The organism is Acidovorax sp. (assembly GCF_046341535.1).
GTDB lineage: Bacteria > Pseudomonadota > Gammaproteobacteria > Burkholderiales > Burkholderiaceae_C > Acidovorax.
In genome coordinates this window covers 1-8,628 of sequence record NZ_JBKDRI010000191.1, presented here as the reverse complement: position 1 = coordinate 8,628, position 8,628 = coordinate 1, and the positions used below count along the sequence as shown (strand labels likewise).

General features: G+C 60.9%; 15 protein-coding genes and 2 pseudogenes. 14 read left to right on the top strand and 3 right to left on the bottom strand.

Annotated features, from left to right (window positions below; all coding sequences use genetic code 11):
- The 13 genes and pseudogenes from ACK543_RS14405 to ACK543_RS14345 all read left to right on the top strand — a co-directional run.
- Positions 1–143, top strand: a pseudogene (locus tag ACK543_RS14405) (elongation factor Tu); the annotation flags it as partial.
- A gap of 26 nt (positions 144–169) precedes the next feature.
- Entirely contained in the window at positions 170–481 is a 312-nt protein-coding gene (gene rpsJ / locus ACK543_RS14400; protein ID WP_005796953.1) for a 30S ribosomal protein S10, read from the top strand.
- Positions 482–692: 211 nt separating this feature from the next.
- Complete coding sequence (gene rplC, locus ACK543_RS14395; protein ID WP_409943521.1) at positions 693–1,367, top strand: 50S ribosomal protein L3; 675 nt, start codon at positions 693–695, stop codon at positions 1,365–1,367.
- A complete protein-coding gene (gene rplD, locus ACK543_RS14390) occupies positions 1,367–1,987 on the top strand; it encodes a 50S ribosomal protein L4 (protein ID WP_409943520.1) in 621 nt (206 codons plus the stop codon). Before rplC ends, rplD begins: the two co-directional genes overlap by 1 nt.
- Positions 1,984–2,298, top strand: a complete 315-nt coding sequence (rplW, locus tag ACK543_RS14385) for a 50S ribosomal protein L23 (RefSeq protein ID WP_409943519.1) — start codon at positions 1,984–1,986, stop codon at positions 2,296–2,298. Before rplD ends, rplW begins: the two co-directional genes overlap by 4 nt.
- Before the next feature lie 2 nt (positions 2,299–2,300).
- Positions 2,301–3,125, top strand: a complete 825-nt coding sequence (gene rplB / locus ACK543_RS14380) for a 50S ribosomal protein L2 (RefSeq protein WP_010467175.1) — start codon at positions 2,301–2,303, stop codon at positions 3,123–3,125.
- Between the two features lie 10 nt (positions 3,126–3,135).
- Entirely contained in the window at positions 3,136–3,411 is a 276-nt protein-coding gene (gene rpsS / locus ACK543_RS14375; RefSeq protein ID WP_010467177.1) for a 30S ribosomal protein S19, read from the top strand.
- Between the two features lie 9 nt (positions 3,412–3,420).
- The gene (gene rplV / locus ACK543_RS14370) at positions 3,421–3,753 is read left to right on the top strand and encodes a 50S ribosomal protein L22 (protein ID WP_005796970.1); all 333 of its coding nucleotides are present in this window, start codon (positions 3,421–3,423) and stop codon (positions 3,751–3,753) included.
- Between the two features lie 15 nt (positions 3,754–3,768).
- Positions 3,769–4,653, top strand: a complete 885-nt coding sequence (rpsC, locus tag ACK543_RS14365) for a 30S ribosomal protein S3 (RefSeq protein WP_409943518.1) — start codon at positions 3,769–3,771, stop codon at positions 4,651–4,653.
- A gap of 2 nt (positions 4,654–4,655) precedes the next feature.
- Positions 4,656–5,072, top strand: coding sequence for a 50S ribosomal protein L16 (gene rplP / locus ACK543_RS14360; protein ID WP_069104473.1), 417 nt, complete (start codon positions 4,656–4,658; stop codon positions 5,070–5,072).
- Positions 5,073–5,088: 16 nt separating this feature from the next.
- Positions 5,089–5,283 carry a 50S ribosomal protein L29 gene (gene rpmC / locus ACK543_RS14355; RefSeq protein ID WP_409943517.1) on the top strand — a complete coding sequence of 65 codons (195 nt, stop codon included), beginning with the start codon at positions 5,089–5,091 and terminating at the stop codon, positions 5,281–5,283.
- Positions 5,284–5,292: 9 nt separating this feature from the next.
- Positions 5,293–5,562: a 30S ribosomal protein S17 gene (gene rpsQ, locus ACK543_RS14350; protein WP_409943516.1), complete on the top strand. Its 270-nt coding sequence runs from the start codon at positions 5,293–5,295 to the stop codon at positions 5,560–5,562.
- Positions 5,563–5,837: 275 nt separating this feature from the next.
- Positions 5,838–6,347 (top strand): peroxiredoxin, encoded by a 510-nt coding sequence (locus ACK543_RS14345; protein WP_409943515.1) that lies wholly within the window; start codon positions 5,838–5,840, stop codon positions 6,345–6,347.
- Positions 6,348–6,418: 71 nt separating this feature from the next.
- On the opposite strand, the gene ACK543_RS14340 is transcribed toward ACK543_RS14345, so the two are convergent.
- Both ACK543_RS14340 and ACK543_RS14335 read right to left on the bottom strand, forming a co-directional pair.
- Positions 6,419–6,910 carry a GNAT family N-acetyltransferase gene (locus tag ACK543_RS14340; protein ID WP_409943514.1) on the bottom strand — a complete coding sequence of 164 codons (492 nt, stop codon included), beginning with the start codon at positions 6,908–6,910 and terminating at the stop codon, positions 6,419–6,421.
- A gap of 48 nt (positions 6,911–6,958) precedes the next feature.
- On the bottom strand, positions 6,959–7,642 hold the full coding sequence (locus ACK543_RS14335) for a cytochrome b/b6 domain-containing protein (RefSeq protein ID WP_409943513.1): 684 nt from the start codon (positions 7,640–7,642) through the stop codon (positions 6,959–6,961).
- Positions 7,643–7,876: 234 nt separating this feature from the next.
- Between ACK543_RS14335 and ACK543_RS14330 the strand changes: the two genes are divergently transcribed.
- Positions 7,877–8,332 (top strand): c-type cytochrome, encoded by a 456-nt coding sequence (locus tag ACK543_RS14330; protein WP_409943512.1) that lies wholly within the window; start codon positions 7,877–7,879, stop codon positions 8,330–8,332.
- A gap of 156 nt (positions 8,333–8,488) precedes the next feature.
- Here ACK543_RS14330 and ACK543_RS14325 read toward each other — a convergent pair.
- A pseudogene (locus tag ACK543_RS14325) lies at positions 8,489–8,628 on the bottom strand (IS630 family transposase); the annotation flags it as partial.

Genomic DNA, 8,628 nt, shown 5'->3' with positions numbered 1-8,628 from the left:
AGGAAATGGTCATGCCTGGCGACAACGTGTCGATCACGGTCAAGCTGATCAACCCCATCGCCATGGAAGAAGGCCTGCGCTTTGCGATCCGCGAAGGCGGCCGCACGGTGGGCGCTGGCGTGGTTGCCAAGATCATCGCCTAATCGATCAGCACCCACAGGAACCTACCATGTCCAAGCAAAAAATCCGCATTCGCCTCAAGGCGTTTGACTACAAGCTGATCGACCAGTCCGCTGCCGAGATCGTTGATACCGCCAAGCGCACCGGCGCCATCGTCAAGGGCCCCGTGCCCTTGCCCACGCGCATGAAGCGTTTTGACATTCTGCGTTCGCCGCACGTCAATAAGACCAGCCGCGACCAGCTGGAAATCCGCACGCACCAGCGTCTGATGGACATCGTGGACCCCACCGACAAGACGGTGGATGCGCTGATGAAGCTCGACCTGCCCGCTGGCGTGGACGTCGAAATCAAGCTGCAGTAATGGCTTTTGCAGGGGGGCGTCCTCCCTGCAAGTTCCGAAATAACGCGAACTTGCTTTAAAAGGCAGTTCGCGTTATACTTTTGGGCTTCGTCCGATCTGCGCCTATTTTTAGGGGCGGTTGGCCGGAGTTTTATTAACCTTCTTTCATGCACGCAAGTGCGAACGCTGCGGCCAATTGAAGTTGCGGCGGTGGAAGTTTTGGAGAAAACCAATGAGTCTGAGCAACTCCCTCGGGTTGCTGGGTCGCAAGGTGGGCATGATGCGTCTGTTCACTGATGATGGGGACGCAGTGCCCGTCACGGTGGTGGATGTGTCCAACAACCGCGTTACCCAGGTCAAAACCCAAGAGAACGATGGCTACGTGGCCCTGCAGGTCACGTTCGGTTCGCGCAAGGCATCGCGCGTGACCAGGCCAGAAGCCGGCCACCTTGCCAAGGCAGGTGTGGAAGCCGGTGAAATCATCCAGGAATTCCGCGTCACCGCTGATACCGCTGGCAAATACGCCGCGGGTGCAGCCGTGCCCGTGACCGATGTGTTTGCCGTGGGCCAAAAGGTCGACGTGCAAGGCACCTCGATCGGTAAGGGCTACGCCGGTACCATCAAGCGCCACAACATGAGCTCGCAGCGCGCGTCGCACGGTAACAGCCGTTCGCACAACGTGCCTGGCTCGATCGGTATGGCACAAGACCCAGGTCGCGTGTTCCCCGGCAAGCGCATGACGGGCCACCTTGGCGACGTCACCAAGACCACGCAAAACCTCGATGTCATCCGCATCGACGAAGCGCGTCAACTGCTCTTGATCAAGGGCGCTATTCCGGGCTCCAAGGGTGGGTTCGTGACGGTGCGTCCGGCAGTCAAGGCCAAAGCATCCCAAGGAGCGAACTAATGCAGCTCGAACTCCTGAATGACCAGGGTCACAGCGCATCCAAGCTGGATGTGCCCGAGACCGTGTTTGGTCGCGAATACAACGAAGATCTGGTGCACCAGATCGTGGTGGCCTACCAGGCCAACGCGCGTCAGGGCACCCGTGCCCAAAAAGACCGCGAGCAAGTCCGTCACTCGACCAAGAAGCCTTTCAAGCAAAAGGGTACGGGTAACGCACGTGCAGGTATGACGTCCTCGCCGCTGTGGCGCGGGGGCGGTCGGATTTTCCCGAACATGCCTGACGAAAACTTCACACAAAAGATCAACAAGAAGATGTACCGAGCCGGTATGTCTGCCATCTTGTCGCAGCTGGCCCGCGAAGGCCGTCTGGCGGTGGTCGATTCGCTGAAAGTCGATTCCCCCAAGACCAAGGTCCTGGCCGACAAGTTCAAGGCGATGAATCTGCAATCGGTGATGGTGATTGCCGACGAAGTGGACGAAAACCTGTACCTGGCCTCGCGCAATCTGGTGAACGTGCTCGTCGTCGAGCCCCGTTATGCCGATCCCGTGTCGCTGGTGCGTTTCAAGAAAGTGCTCGTCACCAAGGGCGCAATCGACAAACTCAAGGAGATGTTCGCATGAGCACACTCAAGTTTGACGAAGGTCGTCTGATGCAGGTTCTGGTCGCTCCCATCGTGTCTGAAAAGGCCACCATGGTTGCTGAAAAGTCCAATGCAGTGACGTTCAAGGTGCTGCAAAACGCAACCAAACCCGAAATCAAGGCCGCTGTGGAATTGATGTTCAAGGTGCAGGTCAAGGGCGTTTCTGTGGCAAACACCAAGGGCAAGACCAAGCGTTTCGGCAAGACTGTTGGCCGCCGCGACAACGTTCGCAAGGCATACGTCACGCTGCAGCCAGGTCAAGAGCTGAACCTCTCCGGGGAGGCCGCGTAATCATGGCTGTCATCAAGATGAAACCCACCTCCCCCGGCCAACGTGCCGTGGTGAAGGTGACCCGTGACCACCTGTACAAGGGTGAGGCGTATGCCCCCCTGCTGGAGCCGCAATTCCAGAAGGCCGGCCGTAACAACAACGGCCACATCACCACCCGTCACAAGGGCGGTGGTCACAAGCATCACTACCGTGTGGTGGACTTCAAGCGCAACAAGGACGGTATCCCGGCCAAGGTTGAGCGCATTGAGTACGACCCCAACCGTACGGCCCACATCGCTCTGGTGTGCTATGCCGATGGCGAGCGCCGCTACATCATCGCTCCCCGCAACCTGGAAGTGGGCGCAACCCTGCTGTCCGGTTCGGAAGCCCCGATCCGCGCTGGCAACACGCTGCCCATCCGCAACATCCCCGTGGGTTCGACCATTCACTGCATCGAGCTCAAGCCCGGTGCCGGTGCACAGATCGCTCGCTCGGCCGGTGCTTCGGCAACGCTGCTGGCGCGCGAAGGCGTCTACGCCCAGGTGCGCATGCGCTCGGGTGAAGTGCGCAAGATCCACATCGAATGCCGCGCCACCATTGGCGAAGTGGCCAACGAAGAGCACAGCCTGCGCCAACTGGGCAAGGCCGGTGTCAAGCGCTGGATGGGTATTCGCCCCACGGTTCGCGGCGTTGCCATGAACCCGGTGGATCACCCGCACGGTGGTGGTGAAGGCCGCACCGGTGAAGGCCGCCACGCAGTCGATCCTTGGGGCAATCTGACCAAGGGTTATCGCACCCGTAACAACAAGCGCACACAGATCATGATCGTGTCGCGTCGCAAGAAGTAAGGGGTAACAGATGACTCGCTCTCTTAAAAAGGGTCCATTTGTTGACCATCACTTGCTGGCCAAGGTCGAAAAGGCTGTTGCCACCAAGGATAAGAAACCCGTCAAGACCTGGTCGCGTCGCTCCATGGTTCTGCCCGAGTTCATCGGTCTGACCATTGCCGTGCACAACGGCAAGCAGCACGTACCTGTCTACGTTACCGACCAGATGGTGGGCCACAAGCTCGGCGAATTCGCCCTGACGCGCACCTTCAAGGGTCACCCCGCTGATAAAAAAGCGAAGAAGTAAGGAACGACCATGTCTGAAACACGTGCAGTCCTCCGGGGCGTCCGTCTGTCGGTCGATAAAGGCCGTCTGGTCGCTGATCTGATCCGCGGCAAGAAGGTGGACCAGGCTCTGAACATCCTGACATTCACGCAGAAGAAAGCTGCTGGGATCGTCAAGAAGGTGCTGGAGTCGGCCATTGCCAATGCCGAACACAACGATGGCGCTGACATCGACGAACTGAAGGTCAAGACCATCTACGTCGAACAAGGCACCACGCTCAAGCGCTTTACCGCGCGCGCCAAAGGCCGCGGCAACCGCATCAGCAAGCCCACGTGCCATGTGTACGTGACGGTTGGCAACTAAAGGCTCGGGAAGACTATGGGACAAAAAATCCATCCTAACGGGTTCCGCCTTGCGGTCAGCCGCAACTGGTCCAGCCGTTGGTACGCCAGCAACCGTGACTTCGCGGGCATGCTGGCCGAAGACATCAAGGTGCGCGAGTACCTCAAGGCCAAGCTCAAGAACGCCGCTGTGTCGCGCATCCTGATCGAGCGTCCTGCCAAGAACGCACGCATCACGATCTACTCGGCTCGTCCTGGTGTCGTGATCGGCAAGAAGGGCGAAGACATCGAGAACCTCAAGAAGGACCTCGCTGCCCGCCTGGGCGTGCCCGTCGCGGTCAACATCGAAGAAGTGCGCAAGCCCGAAATCGATGCCAAGCTGATCGCTGACAGCATCACGCAGCAGCTCGAAAAGCGCATCATGTTCCGCCGCGCCATGAAGCGTGCCATGCAAAATGCCATGCGTCTGGGTGCCCAGGGCATCAAGATCATGTCGTCTGGCCGTCTGAACGGTATCGAAATCGCCCGTTGCGAGTGGTACCGCGAAGGCCGCGTGCCACTTCACACGCTGCGCGCTGACATCGACTATGGCACCTCTGAAGCCAAGACCACCTATGGTGTGATTGGCGTCAAGGTCTGGGTCTACAAGGGTGACACGCTGGGCCGCAATGACCTGCCCGCCGTGGAAATCCCTCGTCCCGACGAAGAGCGCCGCCCACGTGGTCCCCGCCGTGATGGCCGCCCAGGTGGCGATCGTCCGGGCGCAGGCCGCGGAGCCCCACGTCGTGCGGTCGGTGGTAACACCGCACCGGCCGACGGCAGCGACAAGCCAGCAGAAGCTGGTGGCGCTGATAACACCGCCGTTAAGCGCGTACGCAAAGTCGCCGCGCCCGCTACAGCAGCGGACGGTAAAGGAGAATAACTATGCTGCAACCTGCTCGCCGCAAATACCGCAAGGAGCAAAAAGGCCGTAACACCGGCGTCGCAACGCGGGGTGCCTCCGTTGCGTTCGGTGATTTTGGTCTCAAGTGCACCGATCGTGGCCGTCTGACGGCCCGCCAGATCGAAGCTGCACGCCGTGCGATTTCCCGTCACGTCAAGCGTGGCGGCCGCATCTGGATTCGCGTGTTCCCGGACAAGCCGATCTCTACCAAGCCCGCAGAAGTGCGTATGGGTAACGGTAAGGGCAACCCGGAGTACTACGTGGCTGAAATCCAGCCCGGCAAGATCGTGTTCGAAATCGTCGGCGTGCCCGAAGAACTGGCCCGTGAAGCGTTCCGCCTGGCTGCTGCCAAGCTGCCGCTGCGCACCACGTTCGTCAGCCGCCACCTTGGCTCGTAATTCAGGAGACACAGCAATGAAGACGACTGAACTGCGCCAAAAAGACGTTGCCGGCCTCGAAGCCGAAATCAAGTCACTGCAAAAGGCCCACTTCGGCCTGCGCATGCAAAAGGCTACGCAGCAACTGGGTAACACCAACACGCTGGGTACCACCCGCCGCGACATCGCTCGCGCCAAGACCATTCTTGCTGAAAAGCAAGCCGCCAAGTAAGGAGCCCACATGACGGAAGCTAAAAAATCCCTCAAGCGCACCTTGGTTGGCAAGGTGGTCAGCGACAAGCGTCAAAAGACCGTGACCGTGCTGGTCGAGCGCCGTGTCAAGCACGAGCTCTACGGCAAGATCGTCGCGAAGTCGAGCAAGTACCACGCCCATGATGAAAAGGGTGAGTACAAGCTGGGCGATGTGATCGAGATTACCGAAAGCCGCCCTCTGTCGAAGACCAAGAACTGGGTTGCTTCGCGCCTGGTTCAAAAGGCGGGTCTCCTCTAAGCAGCGACCTGACCCCAGGCAGGCGGCCATGCCGCCTGTGGCGAGACGGGTGACCCCTTCGCCATCAAGTTGATACAAAACGACCCACAATGTGGGTCGTTTTGCTTTGTGACCGCTCCATCGTTTCGCCGCGGCGTTCCAGAGCGCTGCGAAAGCGGAACGTTTGGTCGGCAGTTGCGTGCCGGGCCGTGCGCTTACGGCTTTCGCGCAGATGGCCGACCCAAAATACGAACCCCCGTTGATACCTCCCCCCATCATTTTTAAAGGACACAGCCATGATCAAAGTCGGTGACACCCTCCCAGCCAGCACCCTGATGGAGTATTCCGAAGTCGAGGGCGAAGGTTGCAGCATCGGCCCCAACCCGGTCCCCGTGGACAAGGTTGCAGCAGGCAAGACCATTGCGCTTTTTGCGCTGCCCGGCGCTTTCACACCCACCTGCTCGGCCAAGCACGTGCCCGGCTACGTCGAGAAGGCGGCCGAGTTCAAGGCCGCAGGTGTGGATGAAATCTGGTGCGTGAGCGTGAACGATGCCTTTGTGATGGGCGCCTGGGCGCGTGACCAGAAGACCGACGGCAAGGTTCGCATGCTGGGCGATGGCGACGCGACCTTCGCCAAAGCCACCGGCCTGACGCTGGACCTCCACGGCAAGGGCCTTGGCCTGCGCAGCAACCGCTACTCGATGCTGGTGCGCGACGGTAAGGTGATCACCCTGAACGTGGAAGCGCCCGGCAAGTTTGAGGTGAGCGACGCGGATACCTTGCTCGCGCAGGCCAAGACCGCCTGATAAAGATCTGATGCGCTACTAAAATAGTAGCGCCTCATCCTTTACTGTCGCGCGTAAGCGGCCAAAAACACTCAGAAAAGATCCACCTTGAGGTAGTGCGATCCGGCAATCGGGTTGTGGTAGTACGGTGGGATTTCCTCAAAACGCAAGTCGGCGTAGAGCGCGCGGGCCGCTTCCATGTCGTCCAGCGTGTCCAGCAGCACGCAGGCATACCCTGCCTGCCGCGCGCGGTCGAGCATGGCCTCGGCCAGCTCCCGGCCCAGGCCGAACCCGCGAAACGGCTTGCGCACAAAAAGGCGCTTCATCTCGCTCGCATTGGGGTAGTCGGCATTGTCCAGCGGGCGCAGCGCGCAACAGCCAGCGACTGCGCCCTCCACCAGCGCCAGCAGCAGGGCACCACGGGGCGCGGTGTAGTCCCCGGGCAGCGCGGCCAGCTCCGCCTCGAACCCCTGAAAACACAGATCCACCCCAATGGCTTGCGCGTATTCCCGGAAAATCAGGCGCGTCCATTCCAGTTCGGTCGGCGTGGAAGGGATCAGCAGCGCAACGTGGGGCTTGTCCAAAACTCGACGGCGGTAAAAAGGTCGGAAGCCGCAGTGTAGCGATTCTTGCTAAAAGCCGGGCACCACCCCCAGGGTCCATACCCACCACGCCAGCGCCCCGCTTGCGGTCAGCACCAGCGCGGCCATTGCCCGGCTCAACGCATCGTCGCGCGACGGCGCTAGCGGCTCGGCGATTCGCTTGTCGCCATGCACCATGGGCATCACCAGTGACTGTCGTTTGATGCCGACATAAAACGCAATCGCCAATACATGCAGCGCCACAAGGCCCAGCAACAGGTACTGCCCGATCTCCTTGTGGTAGCTGGTCGCCTGCCCGACCCACTGGCTCGATACAAAGCGCGTGAGCGGCCCGGCGAACGCAATCTCGTCATCGCTGATGAGCCCCGTGGCAACCTGCGCGGCCAGCACGGCAAGCAGCCCGAACACCGACAGCGCACCCAGCGGCGTGTGACCCGCGCTGTCTGACACGGGCGCATTGCCCCGCAGATATCGCCACACGCGCGCGGGCGAAACCCAAAAGCTCGTGAACCGCGACCAGCGCCCGCCGACCAGGCCCCAGACGAGGCGAAACACCAACAGCGCCAGAACAAGGTGCCCGAGCCGCAAGTGCCACTCCATCAGGTTGCCACCGATCTTGGCCGTGACCACGAGACCCACCACGCTGGCTGCCAGGCACCAGTGGAACAGGCGCGTCGGAAGGTCCCAGATGCGGACGGTGTGTGGCTGGCTCATGCGGATGTCTCCCAAGAAAAGGCGGGTGCGCGTCGATTGTCCGTGAAAGAAAGCTGCCGCGCATGGCCCTGCACAGCGCGCCATCGGGATGCGAGGCCGAGGCTGCGCCCTGGCGCCTGGCGCTTGCCTTGCGGCGCAGCGGGCGCGATAAAGTCTGCCAAAGTCTGGCGAACGAGGCATACTTCGAACGGCTCAGGACTGTCTGACCCCCCCATCGTCAAAGGATGAAACCCCATGAAAGTGCTTGCCACATTTGCATTTGCCGCCGCCACGCTCGCTGTTGCCGCGCCCGCTTCGGCCCAGTTTGCCAAACCTGAAGACGCCATCAAGTACCGCCAGAGCGCGTTGTTTGTGATGAGTCAGCACTTCGGCCGCATTGGCGCCATGGCCAACGGACGTGCGCCGTTTGACGCCAAGGCGGCCCAGGACAATGCCGACGTGGTGGTGCAGATGGCCAAGCTCCCGTGGGCTGCCTTTGGCCCGGGCACGGACAAGGGTGCCCCCACCAAAGCGCTGCCAGAAATCTGGACCGAGCAGGCCAAGTACAAAGAGCACTCGGACAAACTGGAAGCCGAGTCGGTCAAACTCGCTGCCGCGGCCAAAACCGGCAATCTGGACAACCTCAAGGCCGCCTTTGGCGCTGCGGCGGGCACCTGCAAGGCCTGCCACGACAACTTCCGCGCGAAATAGCGCACATCCCCCTGAGCGGCTGCGCCGCTCCCCCCTTCTCTCGAATCGCTGCACGATTCGGGAAGGCAGACGACGCCAGCACGGCGGGGCGGCCCTTGCGCGGCGTCCACTCGCTTGGGGCGCGCCCGTTGCAGGCTTTGGCTATTAAAGTGAGAGCTAGTGTGCTGTCCCGCAAATACGTGAGCAAAGTCGATGCAGCTTTTCAAGGATCGAATCGGCGGTGGCAGTCCATGTGAAGGGCTGGCAGTTTGTGTTGTGCGCGGCGACGAAGTGGTCGATGCGCTGCACAAGCTGCT

What these genes read in the sequence shown, in the direction of transcription:
- rpmC (WP_409943517.1), top strand. Translation starts at nt 5,089, where the DNA reads ATGAAGACGACTGAACTGCGCCAAAAAGACGTTGCCGGCCTCGAAGCC.
- ACK543_RS14330 (WP_409943512.1), top strand. Translation starts at nt 7,877, where the DNA reads ATGAAAGTGCTTGCCACATTTGCATTTGCCGCCGCCACGCTCGCTGTT.
- ACK543_RS14335 (WP_409943513.1), bottom strand. Translation starts at nt 7,642, where the DNA reads ATGAGCCAGCCACACACCGTCCGCATCTGGGACCTTCCGACGCGCCTG.
- rplD (WP_409943520.1), top strand. Translation starts at nt 1,367, where the DNA reads ATGCAGCTCGAACTCCTGAATGACCAGGGTCACAGCGCATCCAAGCTG.
- rpsC (WP_409943518.1), top strand. Translation starts at nt 3,769, where the DNA reads ATGGGACAAAAAATCCATCCTAACGGGTTCCGCCTTGCGGTCAGCCGC.
- rplV (WP_005796970.1), top strand. Translation starts at nt 3,421, where the DNA reads ATGTCTGAAACACGTGCAGTCCTCCGGGGCGTCCGTCTGTCGGTCGAT.
- rpsJ (WP_005796953.1), top strand. Translation starts at nt 170, where the DNA reads ATGTCCAAGCAAAAAATCCGCATTCGCCTCAAGGCGTTTGACTACAAG.
- rpsQ (WP_409943516.1), top strand. Translation starts at nt 5,293, where the DNA reads ATGACGGAAGCTAAAAAATCCCTCAAGCGCACCTTGGTTGGCAAGGTG.
- rplC (WP_409943521.1), top strand. Translation starts at nt 693, where the DNA reads ATGAGTCTGAGCAACTCCCTCGGGTTGCTGGGTCGCAAGGTGGGCATG.
- ACK543_RS14345 (WP_409943515.1), top strand. Translation starts at nt 5,838, where the DNA reads ATGATCAAAGTCGGTGACACCCTCCCAGCCAGCACCCTGATGGAGTAT.
- rpsS (WP_010467177.1), top strand. Translation starts at nt 3,136, where the DNA reads ATGACTCGCTCTCTTAAAAAGGGTCCATTTGTTGACCATCACTTGCTG.
- rplW (WP_409943519.1), top strand. Translation starts at nt 1,984, where the DNA reads ATGAGCACACTCAAGTTTGACGAAGGTCGTCTGATGCAGGTTCTGGTC.
- rplB (WP_010467175.1), top strand. Translation starts at nt 2,301, where the DNA reads ATGGCTGTCATCAAGATGAAACCCACCTCCCCCGGCCAACGTGCCGTG.
- rplP (WP_069104473.1), top strand. Translation starts at nt 4,656, where the DNA reads ATGCTGCAACCTGCTCGCCGCAAATACCGCAAGGAGCAAAAAGGCCGT.